The sequence below is a fragment of the Thermogemmatispora tikiterensis genome (genome assembly GCF_003268475.1).
Classification (GTDB): Bacteria; Chloroflexota; Ktedonobacteria; order Ktedonobacterales; family Ktedonobacteraceae; genus Thermogemmatispora; species Thermogemmatispora tikiterensis.
Window position 1 is genome coordinate 1,024,407 of record NZ_MCIF01000002.1, and the last position, 21,087, is coordinate 1,045,493.

The window sequence follows — 21,087 nt, forward strand, 5'->3', positions numbered from 1 at the left end:
TTCGTGAGGTGTGTTTCCACAGTCTCGTTTCTTGCCTCTCTTCGATCAGGTAGTAAGGAGGCGCTTCTGTGGCCGAGTTGATCAGTACGACCATCGCCTTCGCTAGTGATGGAGAGCAGCAGGCCGCTATGGTTCTTCGTCAGGGATTACCTGATTCGTGGCTGCTGATCTGCAATAAGGTTTTCCCGGCCAAGAACGGGAGATCCTTTGAAATCGATTTCCTAGCGATAGGCAATCGCTGTATCTTTGTGATCGACGAGAAGTCCTGGCAGGGCTCTTTGCGTGGCAATGAGGAGTTCTGGACTCGAGCCGACGGTTCGTCAGAGCGGAGTCCGCTGGCAAAGGTTGATTATGTGGCCAAGATTGTGGCCAGTTCTGTGAAGGAGAGGTTCGCTGCATTGAAGGGAGGCGAGCACTTCGTTCATGGAATTGTGCTGCTCTCTTCTCCCACTGTTCAACCGATGATCCATGATGCTCGGGCTTCCAGGGGACTTTTCAGGCTGGACGAGGTGTGCGAGCGTTTGCAGGAGAGAGACGAGCAGGAGGGCAATCCTTTGGTTGGTCAGCTCCATGCGGCGCTGAAAAGCTGGCTGACAGGTTTGCCCACGCGCCCGCCAATACCACGCCACATCGGCGATACGCTCCAGATCGAGGAGGCCGAGCAGGTACGCCCGAAGCTCTATCGCTGTCACGCGGTGGGAAAGATCTCGGGGGCTAATCGACCTCGTATCGTTATGCTCTATGAGCTTGATCACGATCCACTGGAGCAACAGGAGGCCAAGGAATTCTATACGCGCACCTATAAGGCGTTGGAGAAATTGCAGTCCACGGGCCTGGTCTCACAGGCTGAGACGCCTTTCCCTTGGGCAGATCGGTTTATGGTGGTGCCAATCGTCCCACCCGAGGGCCGCACATTGAGCGCTCTCCCCCTCCCAGAGACGCGCGAGGAGTTTTTGCAGGAGCTGCAGATCGCTGCCAAGGCCTTTAGAGGACTGGCCCAGATCCATGCTCAGGGTGTTCTCCATCGCGCGTTGACTCCTGCCGCACTCATCGTGCAGTTTACAAAAGGTCAGTCTCCTCGTGTGTTATTCAGTGACTTCTATGCAGCACGCGTCGGCGGTATGTCTATTGCAGCCAAGCTGGATAAGACTGCGGTCGATGACCCCTACGCCGCCGAGGATGTGCTCATCGGCTACGAGTTTGCAACGTCGCAGACGGATACCTTTAGCCTGGCTTTGGTTATGCTGGAGCGCCTTTCCGGCACCCCTATTGCTTCACTTCGCCCAACAGTCAATGAAAAACCGCATCTGCCCGACTCTCCCCGCTGGACTGTCTTCCTTGCCCCCGAGCAGTCCGCGGCTCTGACGGAGCTTTTCCGCTCGGTGCTGGTACCCTCTCAGGAGGAGCAGTCTCCCAGCGCGGCGGAGGTGGCGCGCTGCTTAGAGGAGATCGCGCGCCAGGTACAACAGAAGCAGGTGAGCGACCTCCCTCAGACGCTCTTGAATGGCACCTTTGTTGTCCAGCGCTTGCTCGGCCAGGGATCGATGGCCCGTACGTATCTGGCGAGCTATCAGGAGTTCCCAGGACTGGGTCCACTAGTGCTGAAGCAGTTCTTGCAGCCGGCTGCGGTCTATGACCATGCAATTCAAGAGTACAAAGCTTTAGAGAATATAAAGAGCAAGTATTTTCCGACCATCAGGCAGATCTATAGGCCGGAGGAAGACGCCCATATCGCTATGGAGTATATCCCCGGCCCTACGTTACAGCAGCTCGAAGAGGAGTTCCCCTGGTCGTTGGAGCGCTGGTGGCCCTTTGCCCAGGACCTGCTCCGGGCCCTGGAGGTTTTAGAGGATCGGGGTATCCTTCACCGCGATATTAAGCCAGCCAACATTATCCTGCATGAGGTTGACCACCATCCGGTTCTGATCGATTTCGGCTTCGCGATCCGTCAGGGAGAGGAGCGTAGCCTGGCCGGCACACCGCTCTACTTGCCTCCCGAGGCACTAACAGCGGCCAGTCCACCCCCCGATAGCGACCGCTACGCGGCGGCGGTGGTCCTTTTTAAGGCTCTGATTGGCCAGCTTCCGTTTGCTTACGATGAGAGTGGGCGACGCATCCTGCGCGCTGTGGAGGATCTGCCCATCTCGGATGAGCAGGTGCGGCGTCTGGCTGCCGTGCTATTACGCGCGCTTGATCCAGATCCTGCAAGGCGCCCGGTCAGTGCCCGCCAGTTTTTGGAGGAGCTGGAACAGGCCAGGCTGGCAGCGATGGTAGCGGCGGGGGAAACAACGCCGGCTTTGGAAAGCGGTCAGGAGCGAGAGAAGCGGGTCAATCCCTGGGTGGAGCAGGTGCGCGGTCTCTATCGCCACAGTGCCAGCGGCAATGCCGATAACCGGGGCCTGGACAGCGACTTTACACGTCGGACTTATGTGCCAACGGCGCTTGATCGCGAGCTGCTGCCGCTTGTGCTGGAGCAGCGCCCATTCGCGCTTTTCCTGTCGGGCAATCCTGGCGACGGCAAGACCGCTTTCTTAGAGCAGGTTCGCCAGAAGCTTATCGAGCAGGGTGCAAGCTCTATCGAGGAGCGCTCTGATCAGAGCGGCTGGGAACTGATCTACAATGGCCACGTTTTCCGCAGCTGCTACGATGCCTCTGAGGCCCATCGTGGGCTGAGCGCCGATGAGCAGCTCACACAGAAGTTGGCAGGACTGGAGGGTTCGGAGCGACCGCAGGCAGCCCTGACGGTCTTGGTGGCGATCAATGACGGGCGCCTGGCCGACTACTTTGAGCGTTACGGTGAGCGCTTTGCCTGGTTGAAAACGCAGCTGCAGCAGGCGCGCCGCAGTCAGTCGTTGCGCGAGCAGGATGTCTGGCTGGTTGATTTGAAGCGACGCGCTTTTGTCAGCCTTCCTGGTGAGCAAGAGCGCTCGCTCTTTCGGCGCGTATTGAATAGCTTGTTGGCGAAAGAGCATTGGGCTGTCTGCCGCAACTGTTGTGCCGAGGCTATCTGTCCAATCTATCAAAATGCTCAGATGCTGCGCAGGAACCGTACACAGCAGCGTCTGGAATACCTGTTGCTATTGACTCATCTACGCCATCAACGCCATATCACCATGCGCGATTTGCGCTCCGCCCTGGCCTACCTGATCACCGGTAATTTGAGCTGCCACGAGGTGCATGCGGCGCGCCAGAGCGAGGATGGCGGGGCGTCTTTGATTGAGCGTTCCTGTTGGCAGAGCGCTTTTGCTCCGGCAGAGATCGATGATGAGCTGCTGCGCGATCTGCGCGTGCTTGATCCCGCACGTTTTCCTCAGCCTCATCTCGACCGCTTCCTACATTTCCATCAGGGACCACAGGATGCGTTGCTGCGCGCCGAGCTGATGGCTGATGCGAAAGATCTGCCGCGTCAGCGTTTCAGGGAGGAGCGCGATTGGCTGGCTGCCTGGAAGCGCCGCCTGTACTTCTATGGCCCACGCCTGGACGAGGATGGGCAGTCATATCTGCCTACCGTGCGTTGGCTCGATCTGCTGCCCTATCGCTATGCTCTACTGTATCTACAATTGTTGCAAGGGGAGCAGGAGCAGCTGGAGGAGACACGCAGCAAGCTAGCGCTGGGGATCTTGCGTTCAGATGGGATCAATGCCGATTTGCCGGATGGTCATTTGAGCGTGGTGGTACGCGCTTCGGAGGAACAGCAGCTGATTATGCTGAAGCAGCTTCCACTGGCAGATTTCATTTTGGAGCCAGTCGGAACCAGCGATAATGAGGTGGTTGAGACCTTGCCCGAGTTTCTGGTGCTGCGCCATCGCTCGGGAACGCCTCGCCTGGAGATCTCACTTGATCTGTTTGAGCTGTTGCTGCGCCTGGCGGATGGTCTGCAACCAGAGGCTGCTGAGCTGCAGCCATTGCTAGAGGATCTGCGCCATTTCAAGCATGCACTGCTGCTGATGGAGACACGTGATCTGATCTTGATCGAAAATGGCCAGCGTTTCCATCGTTTGACTCAGCGCGATGGTAAGGTGATCAGACAGCCATTGCTTGATCCGCTGGAAGGAGGGCAATTGTGAAGGTCAAGTTGCCGAAGGAGCTGCGCGGGGTGCGCTTTCCCCAGGTCCTGCCCATTGAGATGAACGATTTCGATATCGATCTGCTTCTGCCCCTCCTCTTCTTCAGCATCCTGGCAGAAGGCCGGGGACGCGCCCGTATTCCCAATGATCCCCGGGCAATCGACGTCTATATCAATAAGCTGAGCCAGCACCCGGCTGTGGAGGGTTTCTCTGGTCTTCAGGAGCGACGTTTGCTGGAGCGCCTGGTACGCACAGCCTTAATAACAACTGGCCAAATTGGCCGCAAGCATGAAGATGAGCAGATCACTTCCATTGTGACCTACAGTCTGCTCTCACACAAGCCCGGCTTCCCCAAGGAAGCGAGTCGCCTGCGCAGCGCTGACCTCTTTCTCTACCAGGCCCTACGCAGTTACATGGGAAGCGATCAGAAGCTGCGCGAGTTCTTCAAGGCGGTTTTCGGTCGTGGCGTTAAACTCGGTAAGGCCGGCGAGTTAGGTGGGGAATACGATGGGGTCACTGAGGTGGACACGCTCACTCGCCTCTCGCTGGCCTTTCTCGACGGTTTTGAGAGCGTACGACCAGGCTTGAGCCGAGAGAAATATATACATCTGGGAGCCTGTCCTGGACTCGCACGAGAACTAGCGGCGGACCTTGCGCAATATATGTTGGCCTATCATAAGGCCATGCCAACGCCGGCCTTTATTCACTATCTCCTGATCCTGTTAAACTTTGAGCTGTTCACGTATACTTTGAAGGTCGTCTACGCGGTAAATACCCTGGTCGAGCAGCCAGAAAGTTTACCTCCGGCGATGCGCGAGCCAGTGGAGCCTTCCCCTCCAGCGCTCTACGTGGATTTCACTGGCCAACGCGGCCCCAGTCAAGAGATGGCTCACGCTTGCGTGCGCCGCGATATCGAAGTCTACCAGAGCTTTCTGTCGGCTAATCTGCTCCTGCGCCAGCTGCACCGCTATGCCGAGCAGCTCCAAAGGAATCCTCGCCGCCGGGCGACTATAGAGCGCTTGCTTGGCGACCAGCCTGCCGGCCCGCTCTACCTGCAAGGGCTGCTGGCGTTGCGAGAGCAGGGTGGTATACAGAACGATATTGAGGCTCAGGCCCGTCACGATATCGACGATATCTATGAGGCGAATGGCGATCCAGAGGACCCGGAAAATCCGCTGGCCACCAGACCTCTGGATGAGTTGCTCGAGAGCGCCGAGAGCGATCTAGAGGGCCTGGTAACCTTGCTGAAGGAGGGCCAGCGCGATGCTACCCAGAATTTTGTGCGCTGGTACTGGAGCACAGGAGGGTTAACACGCGCTGAAGGCCTGCTCAGAGGGCAGCTCAAGTATCGCTCATCCTGGTACTACGCACCGACCAACGATCTGCTAGCGGTCCTGGTACAGCTGGCCGCCGCCCGCCTGAGCGGCAGTGGAAATGGAGACACGAGCGATCAAGGACTCATGCCTATCCGCCTGCAGGATTTCCTGCGCTTTCTCGAGAAGCGCTTCGGCCTGCTGGTTGATCATCCGCCCGCTCCCTTTGTGGGCGCCGAGTACATTGCTGCAGCGCAGGAAAATCTGCGGGCCATGCTGCGCCGCCTGCGTCAAATGGGCATCTTCCGCGACCTCTCTGACGACTTTACGGTCCAACGTCTGCATCCACCGTATGCCACGCCATCCGCGCTAGCCAGCCACTACTAAGCGTTGAGTCTGGAAAGGGTCTACCGATGATCATCTCTTCTCCACAGAGCGAGCTGAAGATCGAGCTACTTGCTCAGGCGCTGCTGAAAGAAATCAGGGGGACAGGCACCGGCCACTGTGCGCGCATCGATTTTTTGGAGCTGGACGATGCCAGGCCTCTTTGTCAGCGCTTGCGTGAAAGCAAGTCTGCAGAGAGGGGAGCTTTGTTTCACATTCTAACCACGGAGCGAGAGCACGCTCCCGATGATCCGCTTTTTATCACTCCCGATCGCGCCATCGAGCTGCGCAACCGCAAGAGCGGGCGTTTCTGCCTTTTTATTCCCGCTGGCAGCGTGGACGCCGCTGTCAGCTCGCTGGCCAATGCCTTTGCCCCTATCGATGGGCGTCAGCTCTATGAGACAGCTCTGCGCGAGCTACAGCACCGCCTTCAAGAGCGCTCTCCCGAGGCCGCGGCCCAGGTTCAGACAGTCTTTAGCCACCTGCGGCGCTGGCCCGGCTTGAGCCATGAGCGGCGCCTGGACTTCGTGGTCGCCGTCTACGCCCAGGTGCTGGATGGCACAGCAAATCAGATCGGCCTGGAACTCTGGCGCGTCGGCCTCATCTGCGACGCTCGTCCCAATTTTACCGATTTTCTGGAGCGCAATCGACGCCTGACGACGCTCCTGGCGCGTCCTAAGAAGTTCGATGCCACCCTGGTCGAGCGCGTGCAGGAACTGAAAGTTGAGAGCACAACCGCTACAAGGCTACTGCGCTTCTTGAAGAGCAAAGCCCTCAGCGATGTCCAAAGCTGGTCTCGTGCACTGGTGGAGGAGGACCTGACGCTTGATCGCTGGGAATTCATCCATTTGTGTGCCGCCGGGGACCCCTGGATGAATCCAGGGGAGAAAGGCGGCTCCCTCCTCCTGACAGAGTCCCTCTAGAACGGTGACCGGACGCTCCAACTCCAGCGTGGGTGGTCAGGCCGATCACTGCGTTGGCGTCGCTGGTTGGGCTCTTTCGTACAGCTAGTCTGTTAGTCCATGAGGAGAGCGCTGTGGATTCTCTTTCATTCTTGTACAAGAATGGCCATCTTCGCTGACAGATGTCTTGACATGGAAGTGTTTGTATGCTATAGTTGTCCTAAGTGAGGAGAAGAGAAGCTGCTGGTAGGGAGGAGATTGCCGGAGGTACTCTATGGCTACTGTTGAGCGTCTGCTCGAAGAATTGGGTTTGACCGCTGGGGATATAGTTCGAAGCACAGGAATTTCCTACGAAGCTTTTGCCAGGTTGGTGGGAGGTCAACGTGTTAAGCGTAAAACTGCCGTTAGAGTTCTCGGAGCTATTAACCGGGAGAGAAGGCGTCAGGGCATGGAGCCTCTGTCTTTGTCAGACCTTGAAAACATTCAAGTTGTGTAAGCGTACGAAAAGTGATGCCTAGAGCTGGCACTCTAGGCATCGAGCTCGCTGGTCGCGATCGTTGTGGCTGACTCGGAGTTGGAACCATGGTCAGCCACAATATACTCAGACAGCGAGGTCTGGATGTAGTATGCCACGTCTGACCCCGGCTGTCAAGCGCGATCAGCAGTCTACGATGGTGCACTGTTGGTCGCTTGCTGGCTGCCGGGGTCGTGTTGTCTTGTCAAGACCCCGCGTCTCCCAGCAGGCCAGGTGTTCCCGCGTTCTGTGTGTTGTGTCTGCCTGTCTGTCTTGTGAACGACTGGCAAACAAGCAAGGAGGAAGACCATCATGGCCGAGCTGTTTTGTCCTACGGGGTCCCCTGATCCCCAACAGTCTCTAGAGACCGTCCTGTTCGCCGACCGCGCGGGGTTCCCACCTGCGCCGTCTGGTGAGCGTGCTGCTGTCACTGCCTCGCCCGCTCAGACCGTCCCCGTGCCGTCGCCTCGCTGCGCGATGCTCGTCACGGTGGCGAAGGGAAAACCCCCGGAGCTGGTTCACGTCCCCTACATCGAGGTCAGCGATCCCGAGTTCGTGAGGGGGTACTACTACGGGACTCTGCACTACTTCATCGATGGCTATCGGGAAGATGACTCCCACCGTGTCTTGACGGATCAGGCCCTCATCGAGGAATTCCTGCAAATTTTCTCCGAAGGCGAAGCCTATGAGGAGCCGCCCGATGGGAGCAGTTGGCAGGAGTGGGCTGCCTGGACCGCCGGGTTCATGGCCGGGCTGATCTCGGCCCGCCTGCCCTCGTCGCTGCCGCTCTACGGCAACTGTGAAGCGTGTCATCAGCCCGTGCGGGCCTGTGGGCATTGCCCCCGCTGCGACGATCCCTGCACCTGTCTGCCTCCTCTGACCAGCGATCCAGCAGTCGCCCACTAGGCCAGGCTGCTGCTGCCAGGGTCCTTTCTGCCGGCCAGCCCGAGAGGACCCTGGCAGCAAAGTAACCGGCGATCAGAAAGGGCATGAACGAACAGCGGAAGGAGGAAGCGATGGCCCAGGTGCAGCGCACGATCCCGCTGCTGCTGCCAGCCGATGAGGACCTGCGTCAGACCCTGGCGGTCTTCCAGGCGGTCGAGCAGCAACTCTCTGCCCCCTGCTTCAACGGGGGCCAGCCCCTCTCTGCGGTGAGGCTGCACCGGGCCTGCTACCAGCAGGTCAAGGGCCAGCTCAACGCCCAGATGACCTGCACGGCCATCCGGCTGGTGGCTGCCGCCTACCAGAGTGCCCAGAGCAACCGCCGTCCCCCACAGCGTCCGTTCCAGTTTCGGCGCCGACGGGCGCTGTTTCTGATCGGGCCACGAGGACGCGATGCCTCCCTGCGACCTGATGGCACCCTCTCGCTCTGGACCGTGGCCGGACGCAAGCCGCTTCCCTACCAGGTACCAGCGGCGTTTCAGCAGCGGCTGGCCCAGGCCAAGACCATCGACAGTCTCACGGTGCTGGAACGGGGTGGGCAGCTCATCGGGCGCCTCACGATCACGCTGGAGGTCCCTGATCCCCCAGCGGCATGCCCAGAGACCGAGGCCGTCGTAGGGATTGATCTAAACGAGACGAATGCGCTGGTGGCCGTGGATGGAGAGGAGCGGGTGCTCTTTGTGAGTGGAAAAGCAGTGAAGGTGCGCAATCGGCGCACGGCGAAGACGCGGGCGCGACTGCAACGCAAGCTGGCGGCCCGTAAGGCACAGCACCGGGACACGCGCAGTGTCCGGCGGGTGCTGAAACGGCTTGGTCGCCGGCAACGGCACCGCACCCAGACGTTTGCCCAGACGGTGGCGAAACGCCTGGGAGAGTGGGCACCCCCACAGGCGGTCCTGGTCTTCGAGCGGCTGCAGCTCCCCCCACCGCAGCAGGAGCAGATCCGGGGGCGGGCCCTGCGACGCCGGCTCGCGCTGTGGCAGCGGGGACTGATCCGGCGCTGGACCGAACAGCAGGCACAGGAGCGAGGGCTGCGCGTGGGAGAAGTGAACCCGGCCTACACCAGTCAAACCTGTTCGCGCTGTGGCCAGCGAGGAACCCGTCGCCGGCATCGCTTCACCTGTCCCCACTGTGGGTTCCAGGAACACGCCGATATCAATGCCGCGCGCAACATTCGAACGCGTGCACGCTCTACTGTCCTACGGGGCAGTGGGCTGTTGTCAACCAGCCCTGAAGCCCGGGCCGCTGAGGCTGCGGGCAAGCCCCTCGCTTGAAGCCAGGGGTCGTTGACTATGAAGAGAGCGACCTGCGCGACTTTGAGATCGAACCTTTCGCTAACTCCAAAGGCGAAGTTGAACACTTCTGCCACCTGGCTCAGCCCGATGGCCCCGGCGGGGCTCTTTACGCCTACTATGGTAGCAATGGCGATGTAGTAGTGCGCTGGAAGTGTAAGCCAGACAAGTCGCGGAACCTGGGTGGCTGGCGAGTAGCCATCGTACCCGAGCAAAGCGAGCCGGGTTTCCGCGAAAGCCTTTGGGAGCAGGACCTCACGCCCGGGCGTCGCAAGATCACGATCAAGCTGGAGAAATTAGGGCTCGATAACGAGGAGCCGCCCGACTTCGCGGTCTGCGTGCGTATTGCCCCGCTGGGACCTGATCGCAACGAGCTTGTGAGGTCCTCCGATAAAGATGAGGACAAGAAGGAACTCTTCTACAAAGATAGCGAGCCGTTCTATTTGACCCTTGATTCGGCCAATCTTCCGCCAGAGACGGCAAAGTCCGAAAAGCGCCGGACGGTCTCGACGCTCTCCTTCGGACGGCTCAAGTTAGGCAGTGAGATCCGCGAAACGATTCTCGAAGAAAGCCAGCCACAGTGGCAACAGCGCGATTGTGCCTACTTTAGCATCCTGGTGAATGGAAGAGAGCGGCTCACGCTGGCGCTGAGTAAAACTCTGCTGGAATTAGAGCGGCGTGTTTTGGAGGAGCCGAAGCAGGGCGGCTGCTTTCTCCTGGAGGTTGATGATCTACACCCTGTCGATGAGGATGCCATTCAGCCGTTCCCTCTCACTTCCGGTGAAAGTGAGCGCTGGCAACATTTCTGGCGCCAGCGAGATCTGTTCTTCCGACGCCTGCGCCAGTCCGAAGCACGTAACTTCATCGAGGTTGCTGACTGGAGCAGCAGCCCTGAGCTGGCCGATGCCGCTGTCCGCTATGCCCAGGCTTACTATGAGCTACTTCAGCATCTTCGGGAGAGTGGAGCTGACCCCAGCGAACTCAAGCAGGCGCTTTCTGTTGACAGCCTGCTCATCCGCTTCCTCAACCAGCAGCAGCGAGCCGAAGAGGCGCTGATCATTCTCCCCACTCATCCCCTGCGCGCCGCCTGGTTCGCCGGCTACACACGGCTGCTGGCTTCCTGGGAGGAGCAGTTGCTAGAGCAGCAAAAGAGGCATCGTAAGCAGAAGATTGACCTGGAGGCACTGCGTTTGCTGGTTCCAGCCAATGTGCCGCCATTTGCCTACCATGTCGCTACGCCAACTGTCTTCATTTTCTTCCAGAATCTTCTTTTCTTCCACGGTGTAGCTCTTCCTGCTGACGCAGCCGATCCTCACCGGCGCTACACCGACGTGGCGACGCTGCTCAAGGCCAGCCCAGAGCAGGCCGTCCCTGGCGATATCCGTCCCGAGCGTCTCAGCGAGCATCTCAGGCGCTTCCAGGACCTCCATCCCTACGCCAATCCGCTGGTCCTGACGCTCGTGAACCCGGATCGTGGGGCGCTCCTGGGTGAGGCCCTGAAGGGCCTGACCCCTTCGCCAGATGAGAACGAGGAGACCGAGCAGCCAGACGGTACGCTGCCCCTCCTCCAGATCACTTCATACAGCGAAAGCTGGCAGAGCGGCACTTTGCAGACCCTCACCCAGTTCCTGCAACAGTACGGCAATCGCTTCACTCAGGGTCAGGGGCATCCAACCGATCATTTCCTGCCGACGCTGGCGACCACTGCCCGCCCGTTCCGTCTCTTGCAAGAGGAAGAGAAGGAGCCACCCGAGGCTCACCTGGCCATCGTCAGCGATTTCATGCGTCCGAGCGTGGTTGCTGTTCCCATGCAGGGCGCTCCCTCCCTGAACAGCGAGGTGAGCAGCTTTTCGCTCTATGGCCTGCTGGCGCGCTTCGTGCCTCAGTTCCAGTTTAGTCAGGAGAACGATACCCTGCTCTGGCGCTATCAGATCAACAGCCTCGGCAGCAGGTTCCTTCCTCATCCCCAGGGACCGCGCTACAGCGAGACATTGGTCAATCTCCATATAGCTCTCCTGAAAGCCGGCGGCTCCCTGCTCTCTGGCAAAGAGGAGGCGCAACCGGCCTTGCAGGTCGCCCTTACCTCTGAGCGCCGTGCACTGCTGGACAAGCTGCACCAGCGAACGAACTGGGTCATTACGCTGGACCGCTTCTTTACCCTGGACTACTACGACTCGCCTCATCTGCCCGGATTGGAGGAGATGGCCCGCAAGTACGTGCTGGATTATTCGCCGGAGTTTACCGAGGGGCTGGGCCATCGCATGATGGTGACGACTTCCTGGCACGAGGAAATCGGCTCGATGCTTGCTCAGGCTATGGAAGAGCTGGGCTTCTCGCGCATTGAGGAGAGTGTCAGTCACTTGTTGCACTACTTGAAAATCATCTCGGGACGTCTGGCCCTGGAGGCTCTAGAGTCCCCAACCAGCGCCGCCACCGCTGTGGGCCTTGGCGTGGTCACGGCCTGGCTCCAACGTCAGAATCGTCTCAAGCAGGCGGTCTTGCTACCTGTCGATCTCTATCCCCGCATCTTCTCCCCGAGCGGCACAGGACAACCGGGACGGGGCGAGCGCCGCTGCGATCTCGTGCTCGTTGCTCTCAAGCGCAATATCGTCGAAGCCACCTTTATCGAGGTCAAGTGGCGCCGCGGCACCGTACCCCTCGAGCGCCTGGCCACCGATATGGCCTTGCAGCTGCAGGCTACCGCTAACACCATGCAACAGCGCTTCTTCGATCGCCAGCAGCTCGATGGGGCACTGCAGCGTGCCTATCTGGCCAATGTACTGCGCTTTCATTTCGAGCGTGCCCGACGTTACCAGCTGTTCGACCCTGAAGCCGAAGCGACGTTCTTGGACAACCTGGCTCGTTTCGAAAAAGAAGAGCTGGACTTCCGTCCCAGCTACGAAGGCTACATTGTCAGTCTAGAGAGCGAGCCGCGCAAGCCCCTCTTCGTTGAGGGTGCGCGCATTCGCCTGCTGACCGCCAGCGACTTCCACCATCTGCCCGAACTCTTGCAGGCTTCCGACCATAATGGCCAGGACGAGACCCTTGTCTCTGACGAACTGGCCACATCCGAGCAGCAGGAGCCTTCCGAGCTTGAAGAGCAGATATCATCAACTCCCGCTCTAGACTTGCCCACCGAGGAAGCAGGGACTCAACCAGCCGCGGTGCCAGGCCTTCCGCATGGGCTTGAGCAGCGGTTAGCGAGACTCGGAGGAGAAGAGGCCGAGGGCACCTTGCTTCTTCGAGCCGACCATGAAGAAGGCCAGGGGAAGACCGCAGACTCAGGCTCCACGCCTATTCGTATCCTGCTGGGACAGGCCGCCAGTGGCCCAGTTTACTGGCAGCCAGCCATTCAGGGCAGCCCACATCTCTTCATTCTGGGCATCCCCGGGCAAGGAAAATCCTGGACAATCGAGCATCTCCTGAGCGAGCTAAGCCAGCAGGGCGTGCCGGCTCTCGTGCTGGACTTTCATGGTCAGTTCGCCGATCCACAAGGGCGCTTCTACCAGCGCGTTCATCCAAATGTCCTCGACGCAGCCAGGGGCCTGCCATTCAGCCCCTTCGAATGTAGCGTCTCGGGTTCTGACTGGCGCAAGAATACTGTGGCCATCTCGGAAATCTTCGCCCAGGTGGCTAATCTCGGAGATATGCAACGCGATGTCGTCTACACCGCCATTCGCGATGCCTACCGTGCTCACGGCTTTGAAGACGATCTGAGCGAAGAGGAACAGAGCGAGCTGACCTATCCCTCTCTCCAGGAGGTTTTCCGGCGTATCGGACAGCAGGAGCAGCAGCGCCATATCAGCAACGTCACTGCCCGTTGTCGGCCCTTGCTCGACATGGACCTCTTCCGTCCTGGAAGTTCTTCCATTAACTTGCGTTCCCTCATCGGCAATGGGCTTGTTATTGACCTGCATACCCTCTACGCCGAGGTGCTGCAATTGAGCGCCGGGTCTTTCATGCTATACAAAATCTACAAAGACATGTTCCAGTGGGGTCCTACCGCGCGTCCACGTCTGGCCATCGTCCTCGACGAGGCTCACCGCCTGGCAAAGGACCGAACACTCCCCAAACTCATGAAAGAAGGGCGCAAGTTCGGCATCGTCGTTATCGTCGCCAGCCAGAGCCTGAGCGACTTTCATCCCGAGATCCTCCAGAATGCAGGTACGCGCATCTTCTTTCGCATGAACTCCCCCGAGTCGCGCAAGGCAGCGAGCGTCATCCAAACTGGTCGGGGCAGTCAGGCGGCAGAACACCTCGAACGACTGAGCGTCGGCTACGCCTATGTGCAGACCCCCGAGACGTCTCGGGCCCTCATCGTGCGCATGGGAGTCGGCTCCTAGTAAGCTCGTAGAGGAGGTGCGAGAGGAACGAGCAGGCGGGTTCGCTGGCAGCAGTGAAGCAGGCTCGCAAGGGCTGCCTCACCAGCTATCAGCAGAACTCGCCTGCTCACTGCTCCCTCCCCAGTAGAGTGAGAGAACTGCCTCAGCTTCCGGGTCATCGCCTGCTGCCATGCAGCAGATCCGTCAATGACACTGGCTCACAGGGGCCGACGCACCACATTGGAGCCGATTCCCAGGCGCCAACCAGTATAGGCATCGATCACAATCTCCTCCAGCGCTCCGCGATCAAGACCGTTGAACTGCTCGGGCTCCGCCTGGACCTGCTGCAGATCGGCCTGCATAAAGAGGCAGTTAGTCAACACTGCCCCGGTCAGGCGCGCCTGCTGTAAATTAGCAGCGCGACAATCGGTAGCGTACAGATAGGCCTCGGAGAGATCCGCCCCCTTGAGCAGCGCCTCGACCAGAGAGGCCCGGCTAAGATCGCAGCCACTCAAATCAGCACGCGAGAGATTGGCTCTGGCGCAGTCAACCTTACTCAGATCGGCGTTCCTGAGCACAGCCTGGAACAGGTAGGCACGGTTTAGACTCGCCCCTCGAAGATTGGCCTCGTGGAGAGCGGCATCGACCAGGTTGGCGCCATAGAGCGAGGCCCCACAGGCATAGACCCCGTTCAGGTTGGCCTTGCTCAAGACGGCCAGATTGAGGCGGGCCCCACTCAGATTGGCCCCACTCAGGTTGGCCTCGCGTAGATGAGCACCGACCAGATTGGCCCCGCTCAGATCAGCGCGGCTCAGATCAGCCTCATCCAGAACTGCACCACTCAGATCGGCTCCGCTCAGATCAGCCCCAGAGAGATTAGCGCGGCTCAGATTGGCCAGACTCAGGCGAGCCTGGCTTAAATCACAGCGCCGGAGATCGACCCCAATAAGGCCAGCCTCCACCAGCATCGCCCCGTGGAGATCGGCCCCGCGCAGGTCCACCCCTCCCAGATCGGTTGAGCGCAGGTCAGCCTCACGCAGCGAGGCCCCCAACAGATTAGCCCCGATCAGATTGACCCCGATCAGAAAGGCCTTACTGAGGTTCGCCCGACTGAGATTGGCATGACTGAGATCAGCTTTACGCAGATAGGCCCCACAGAGATAGGCCCCGCTTAAATTGGCCTCCGAGAGATTCGCCCCGCGCAGGTTGCCTCCACTGAGGTCCACTTTCTGTAAATCAAGCCGACTCAGATCGGCCCCGTCAAGCATAGGAACGCGCTCCTGCCGGTAAGCCTGGACGATCTCCAGCAGGGCCTCTTCCCGTCCGAGTCCTCCTAACTGTGGCTCAATTTCAAGCATACAACCTACAATCCTTTCCGCTGAATGATGCCACGTTGCTCCAGATCGCTCAGTAGCTGGCTCACAACCTGCGGCTCCTTGCCCATCAGCTGAGCCAGATCGAGCAGCCGGCGCCGGCCATCAATCAGCAAAAAGAGCTGGCGATGAGCGCGCGAGAGATGATACTGCTCGATCAGAAGCAGGGCTTGCTGAAAGGGCAGCACCGGATAAGGCACGGCATAGTAGGAAGCATCGGAGGAACGAGCATCTTGTCGATGCCCTCCAGCACTCACCCCCGGCAGAGAGCCACGAGCCGCAGCAGAAGGTGGCCCTTGCGAGGACGCAGGCGTCGCCGGGCGCGGTGGCTGCATAATGCCAGCAGCCAGCCAGGCCAGCAACTGCTTTGTGGCCTCATCGAGCACCGCGGGACTAAAACTATAGTGACACCTCCCCCAGGTACTCAGCCAATTGAGCGCGGCATGATCTTTGCGGCGACCAGCACTAGCCTGGGTGACCTGCCCCTTCACAAAGGTGATCACTCCCTGCTCGAAGAGATCGCCAGTTCCCCGCCAGGCCGTGAGTGTACCGCTGCCGCGCGCGAGCTGGATCAGCTGAATAACGGTGACCAGGTGATCCGTCACGCCTTCCTGCTCTGACATAAGCCTGCTCCCCAGAGAAACCAGCCATAACCGACACACCCCAGATCAAGACATCCTTGCCAAAGGACGCACGAGCCTGGATAGCGCCCCATAGCAGAACCAGACCATCCGAAAGAGAAGACAGGGAAAGCGATGCCTGTGTCCAGGCGGCTCCCTTCTGCCGACGCAAGATGCTCCTTTTCTGACCTGGCGTCCGCCTTCCTTGGGTTGCTTCCTCGCTCGTCTCCGAGCCAGCCAGTAAAACGGGCGCTAGCGATTGGCTATACGCTCGTCCTCTAGAGGGAACGCCCCGGCAGGAGTAGTTTGGCGGAGCTGGCGCGCCTGCTGCAGGAGGCGTTCCTCTGAGAAACCGGTCACTGGGCGGATCGCATAATCAGCCGGACTGGTGTTATCCTGCCCACGCGGCAAACCGAGCAGGTCAAAGAGGGGCGTCAGAGCACAACACAGGGCCAGATTCAGCACAAGCCCGGCGAAGGCAGCGTAGACATGGAAGGAGAGGCCGCCCAGAGTCAGCGGATAGACTGTGCTAAAGTTTTGCGTAAGGACCATCCAGGTGCTAAGGATCATCCCCCCAGCCCAACCACAGATGAGAGCCAGATGATGGAACCAGCGTGTATAGAGGCCCAGGAGCACCGCAGGCAGGACCTGAATAATCCAGGCGTTGGCGAAAAGCTGCAGATTAATGGCGAAATCTGTCGGGAAGAAGAGGATGAACAGCAAAGCTCCAAACTTAATGACCAGGGAGGCTGTCTTGGCTACCGCCGATTCCTCACGCTCTGTACAGTTAGGATGGAAATATTCGCGATAAATGTTGCGGGTAAAGAGATTGGCTGCCGCAATCGACATGACTCCAGCGGGAACCAGGGCCCCAATGGAGATGGCCGCAAAGGCGAAACCGGCCAGCCACGGCGGCAACATGCTGGCAAAAAGCGCTGGCAGGGCACTATTGGTCTTGTAGAGAGGAGATGGCTTGATACCGGCAGCAATGGCCATAAAGCCAAATAAGCCAATGAGCGACTGCAGAAAGGTGTAGGCTAGCAGAAACGGCAGGGTCCGCTTCAACGTACGGCGGCTATTGGCACTCAACGTTGCAGTAAAGGCGTGTGGATAGAGAAAGAGCGCCATCGCCGAGCCAAGAACGAGCGTCGAAAAGGTGCTGTACTGCGGCGGAGAGAGGGTCAGTTTGTCAGCAGGGACAGTCGCGAAGATGTGTGACAGGCCACCCAGGCGGAGAGAGATGATTACAAAGCTGACAATGGCCACCAGCCAGATAGAGAGATCTTTAAAGATAGCGATGAGAGCCGGTCCTCGCAAACCGCTGACATAGGTGTAGAGAGCCAGAATAAGGAAGGCGATGAAGAGGGCCAGCTCGACATTGATCCCCATCTGAGCAATGCAGACCTGAATACCGTAGATCTGAATGGCGATATAGGGCATGGTGGCCATGATGCCGGTGACTGCCACGACCAGCGCCAGCGCACTGCTACCGAAACGCTCACGTACAAAGTCGGCCTGGGTAACGTAGCCACGATGGCGCGCAATAACCCAGAAGCGGGGTATCATGATCAGCGCAAAGACAAAGGCCAGGGTCAGATAAGGCGAGGCAAAAAAGCCCTGCGCACCTTCGGCATAAACCAGGGCCGGCACCGCCATGAACGTGTAGGCAGTGTAGAGATCGCCCCCAATGAGGAACCAGGACACCACCGGCCCAAAGCGCCTGCCCGCCAGGGCCCACTCCTGGAGCCTGTTCAGATCCCCAGGCCGCCAACGCGAGGCCAATAGGCCCATGATGGTCATTACCATGAAAACGCCTACGAAGACCGCCAGCATTCCCCATTGAATCATATGTCTCTTCTCCTATGGCACGACTCTTTCAGGAAAACGCCACATCACAGCGCTGTGTATGCCAAATGAGCCTGACCCGCTCCTACTGTTTTCCTGCGTGAAGAGCTACTCAACTGTAGTGCTTCATTTCCTTAACTGTATCTTGTGTACCTTGCATCCAAGTAATTCAGTCTGTTCCATCCTCTCTCTACCTGGTTCGTTTTTATCATGTTGTATGCTCTTCGATAAGTGTCAGTATAGCACTACATCAAAGTACAGCGCGGGACCATAGCCTTTTTTTCCTAATTCTGACAAGATAAAGCCACATGAGCCTCTCTCGTGAGCCTATACTAAACCTGAGTAGTCCAGCCTCGGGGAAAGAGGTAGTCCCTGTTCCCACAAGGCAAGACGATTATGATCAGGAGAGAGTGAGACGACGATGCTACCCGAAGAATCGCTCCCAAGGCGAGGACGCCTCTGGCCCTTTGCGCTTTTGCTTATTCCTTTCCTCACCACCGTTTGCCCGGCTCTCTATAACCAGGTAGAGCCAACGCTGTTCGGGGTGCCCTTCTTCTATTGGTTTCAGATGCTCTGGATTATTGTCACGGCCACCATCGTGGGCCTGGTGGCGCTACTGACCGAGTAACTGCCAGGAGAGAGGGTCTTCCTTTTAGCAGCGGGTCGCTCGCTTCCTCTACCATCCCTCGCTTCGATGCGGGTAGTAGCTGGGGGTGTGTGCCTTCGGCAGCTCCTCTAGTTAGGGGATCTTTTGTATCTGGCTTGCTTGCTCGCCTACCTCCTCGACAACTATTCCCGTCGAGCGCCTATCCTCAGCGGCGACTTCGCTCGCAAGCCGTTGATCTTGCTGGCAGCCGTCAGCACCTTCCTGAGCATCGATTGCGGCGCTTGCGTGGTAGTCCTCAATGTGGTATCACTTTCCTATGACACGGCTTGACAGTCTGCCCATAGTAAGTCTCAATCATCGTCGACGACCAAGAGCGCCTTGTTCGCCCATTGCCTTCAGGTTAGATAATCACAGCTTTTCCTTCTCTGCATGCCAGTGTTTGATAGGTCACCCCCCTCTTCGGGCCAGGCTGCCCCTGCTCCTACGCCTATCGAAGGTGAAATTGCCTTCACCTGCCCGATGGCAGACACGACTGCTGCTGGCCGCCTTTTTGTCCACTGTTCATTAGTATGAAGATGATGTTTCTCTTGAACACGTACTGGAGCGAGCAATGTTAGAAGAGCAAGATGAAAACAAAACGGAGCCGCGCCTGGTGCCAGCGCAGGTCACCGCCTCCTCCGAAGCTTCCAATCAGGCAGAGCCAGATCAGGAGAAAGCCAGTAGCACGGTCATGCAACCGGAGGTCTCAGACACAGCAACCGTCCAGGGCCAGAGAGCTGTGTCCGTCGAGGCTGCTGCTGCTGGAGCCCCAGTTTCAGCTGCAGTTCCAGCACCTATCAGACTGACCTCTGTGACGGTAGAGGAGCTGCTAGATCTGCAGATTGCTTCGGACCCCCAGCTTTCGCCCGATCGCTCTCTGATTGCTTTCACCCTCCAGCGGAACGATCGTAGTACTCAGAGTAGTAAAAGCGCCATCTGGCTGGTTCCGAGCCGCAAAGAAGCCGCCGGTGGTGCGCGCCAGTTAACCCTTGGCGACTATCAGGATTTTGCACCGCGCTGGTCGCCACAAGGTGACTACCTGGCCTTCTTGAGCACCCGCCACGGCGGCCAGCCCCAGCTCTTTCTACTCTCGCTTCATGGAGGGGAGGCACGCCAGTTAACCCACCTGCCCAACGGAGTCAGCGAGTATAGCTGGCGTCCCGATGGTCAGGCCCTGCTTGTGCATAGTCCCTGGAAACCAGCTGATGATCAGCAGACCGGCCCGGGGGAGGAGGAGCCAGCACTTGTCTACACACGGCTCGACGAGCACTGGGACGGGATAGGGCACTGGCATGGGCGCCGGGTGCAGCTCTGGCTCGTTCCCCTGGAGGGAGAAGTGGTACGCCTGACCGCTGAGCCGGTGCACCTGGTGCAGTCATGTTGGTCACCCGATGGTAGCGAAATCGCTTTCTGTGCCAATCGCCGCCCACAGCCCGACCTCAGTACCAGCATGGCCCTCTGGGTCCTGACGCTGGCCACAGGACAGCTCCGGCGTCTGACTCCCGAGGAAGGGCTGGCCCAGATGCCTTCCTGGTCGCCCGACGGTCGCTATCTTGCCTACTATTACGCCCCCGATCAGACCGAGACCTGCAATATCATCCCCTGGATCGTAGCTGCCGACGGTAGCGAGGCGCCGCGCCCCGTCTTTCCGGAGCAGGCCGACTACACGTGCCAGGTCACCATTACTGATGAACTACGTCCCACCAACGAGTGGCTCACCCGCCCGCAGTGGTATCCCGACAGCCGACAGCTCCTGGTGACAATCCACGAGCGTGGCCAAGCTCACCTCTACCGTGCCGATCACGAGACGCAGCAGCTAACGCCTTTGACCAGTGGCCCCGGGCGCTACCTGAGTCCTCATCTGGCAGGTGATGGGTCGCTGATCGCTGTCGTGCGGGCTGACTGGTTCACACCAGGCGATATCTGGTCCTTACGAGGCGATGGTACGCAGCTGCAGCGTCTGACAGGCGTCAATGAGCGCTTTCTGCGCAGCCATCAGCTGATTCGCCCGCGACGCCTGACCTGGCAGGCCACTGATGGACTGACGATCGAGGGCTGGCTCTATCTGCCGCCGCTAGCCGCTGGTCAGCGGGCCCCGCTGATTCTGGCCGTCCACGGTGGTCCAAGCTGCGCCTGGGGCGACGCCTACGTCCACGAGTTCCAGGTACTGGCTGGCCAGGGCTTCGCCGTTTTGGCCGCCAATCCACGTGGCAGCGACGGGTATGGCGAGGCTTTTCGCCGTCGCATCCTCAACGATTGGGGCGGTGAGGATCTGGGCGATCTGCTGGCTGGTCTGGATTACGTGATCAGCACCGCTCCTATCGATGAGAAGCGCCTGGGCATCACTGGCCTGAGCTACGGTGGCTATATGACAGCCTGGGCCATTACTCAGACGACGCGCTTTAAGGCCGCGGTCAGCCGCAATCCGGTGACCTACTTACCGCTCTGCCGTTTGCTCTCGGATCAAGCCCTCTGGTTCGACCTGGCGATGGGCGGCGCTGGAGAGGAGCGCCTCCTTGAACGCTCACCATTGGCTTTCATAGACCGCATCACGACACCTCTGCTGCTCCTGCACGCCGGCGATGACCTGCGCTGTCCCTTCAGCGAATCGCTGCAGCTGTTTACCGCCTTGCGCAAACGTCGCCAGATTGTCGAGCTGGTGCGCTATCCGGGAACCAGCCATACGATGGATTGGCCAACGGTTGGCACACCAGCTCAGCGCTGTGATCGACTGCGCCGTACGTTGGAGTGGTTTCAGCGCTTTCTGCTGCAGGAAGGATAGATTGCAGATCATTAATGCTTTCAGGGAGACAAAGACCCGGTCTTTCTCAGAGAAGGTCCGGCGGTACGAGGGGGAGCCAGGCCTT

The 21,087-nt window shown here is 59.1% G+C and carries 11 protein-coding genes; 8 read left to right on the top strand and 3 right to left on the bottom strand.

Annotated elements, in window-relative coordinates:
- Positions 1–68 precede the first annotated feature (68 nt).
- From A4R35_RS04255 to A4R35_RS04280, 6 genes are all read left to right on the top strand, one after another.
- The gene (locus A4R35_RS04255; protein ID WP_112426855.1) at positions 69–4,067 is read left to right on the top strand and encodes a serine/threonine protein kinase; all 3,999 of its coding nucleotides are present in this window, start codon (positions 69–71) and stop codon (positions 4,065–4,067) included.
- On the top strand, positions 4,064–5,767 hold the full coding sequence (mads7, locus tag A4R35_RS04260; protein ID WP_112426857.1) for a methylation-associated defense system protein MAD7: 1,704 nt from the start codon (positions 4,064–4,066) through the stop codon (positions 5,765–5,767). Before A4R35_RS04255 ends, mads7 begins: the two co-directional genes overlap by 4 nt.
- Positions 5,768–5,793: 26 nt before the next feature.
- Entirely contained in the window at positions 5,794–6,687 is an 894-nt protein-coding gene (locus tag A4R35_RS04265; protein WP_112426860.1) for a hypothetical protein, read from the top strand.
- Positions 6,688–7,492: 805 nt separating this feature from the next.
- Positions 7,493–8,086: a hypothetical protein gene (locus tag A4R35_RS04270; RefSeq protein WP_112426862.1), complete on the top strand. Its 594-nt coding sequence runs from the start codon at positions 7,493–7,495 to the stop codon at positions 8,084–8,086.
- Positions 8,087–8,196: 110 nt separating this feature from the next.
- Positions 8,197–9,396: an RNA-guided endonuclease InsQ/TnpB family protein gene (locus A4R35_RS04275; protein ID WP_223258191.1), complete on the top strand. Its 1,200-nt coding sequence runs from the start codon at positions 8,197–8,199 to the stop codon at positions 9,394–9,396.
- Complete coding sequence (locus A4R35_RS04280; protein WP_112426866.1) at positions 9,393–13,757, top strand: ATP-binding protein; 4,365 nt, start codon at positions 9,393–9,395, stop codon at positions 13,755–13,757. Before A4R35_RS04275 ends, A4R35_RS04280 begins: the two co-directional genes overlap by 4 nt.
- A gap of 197 nt (positions 13,758–13,954) precedes the next feature.
- On the opposite strand, the gene A4R35_RS04285 is transcribed toward A4R35_RS04280, so the two are convergent.
- The 3 genes from A4R35_RS04285 to A4R35_RS04295 all read right to left on the bottom strand — a co-directional run bounded on the left by A4R35_RS04285 (position 13,955) and on the right by A4R35_RS04295 (position 17,574).
- Entirely contained in the window at positions 13,955–15,094 is a 1,140-nt protein-coding gene (locus tag A4R35_RS04285; RefSeq protein WP_223258192.1) for a pentapeptide repeat-containing protein, read from the bottom strand.
- A 5-nt stretch (positions 15,095–15,099) separates the two neighbouring features.
- Positions 15,100–15,732: a DUF4388 domain-containing protein gene (locus A4R35_RS04290; RefSeq protein WP_112426868.1), complete on the bottom strand. Its 633-nt coding sequence runs from the start codon at positions 15,730–15,732 to the stop codon at positions 15,100–15,102.
- A 249-nt stretch (positions 15,733–15,981) separates the two neighbouring features.
- Entirely contained in the window at positions 15,982–17,574 is a 1,593-nt protein-coding gene (locus A4R35_RS04295) for a sodium:solute symporter (protein WP_399358674.1), read from the bottom strand.
- A 421-nt stretch (positions 17,575–17,995) separates the two neighbouring features.
- Here A4R35_RS04295 and A4R35_RS04300 point away from each other — a divergent pair, with 421 nt between their 5' ends.
- Complete coding sequence (locus A4R35_RS04300; protein ID WP_112426870.1) at positions 17,996–18,202, top strand: DUF3311 domain-containing protein; 207 nt, start codon at positions 17,996–17,998, stop codon at positions 18,200–18,202.
- A gap of 589 nt (positions 18,203–18,791) precedes the next feature.
- The gene (locus A4R35_RS04310) at positions 18,792–21,002 is read left to right on the top strand and encodes a S9 family peptidase (protein WP_112426874.1); all 2,211 of its coding nucleotides are present in this window, start codon (positions 18,792–18,794) and stop codon (positions 21,000–21,002) included.
- The last annotated feature ends 85 nt before the right edge of the window (positions 21,003–21,087 follow it).

Coding starts and splice junctions, on each gene's coding strand:
- A4R35_RS04265 (WP_112426860.1), top strand. CDS start 5,794: ATGATCATCTCTTCTCCACAGAGCGAGCTGAAGATCGAGCTACTTGCT.
- A4R35_RS04270 (WP_112426862.1), top strand. CDS start 7,493: ATGGCCGAGCTGTTTTGTCCTACGGGGTCCCCTGATCCCCAACAGTCT.
- A4R35_RS04285 (WP_223258192.1), bottom strand. CDS start 15,094: ATGCTTGAAATTGAGCCACAGTTAGGAGGACTCGGACGGGAAGAGGCC.
- A4R35_RS04290 (WP_112426868.1), bottom strand. CDS start 15,732: ATGTCAGAGCAGGAAGGCGTGACGGATCACCTGGTCACCGTTATTCAG.
- A4R35_RS04300 (WP_112426870.1), top strand. CDS start 17,996: ATGCTACCCGAAGAATCGCTCCCAAGGCGAGGACGCCTCTGGCCCTTT.
- A4R35_RS04275 (WP_223258191.1), top strand. CDS start 8,197: ATGGCCCAGGTGCAGCGCACGATCCCGCTGCTGCTGCCAGCCGATGAG.
- A4R35_RS04310 (WP_112426874.1), top strand. CDS start 18,792: ATGTTAGAAGAGCAAGATGAAAACAAAACGGAGCCGCGCCTGGTGCCA.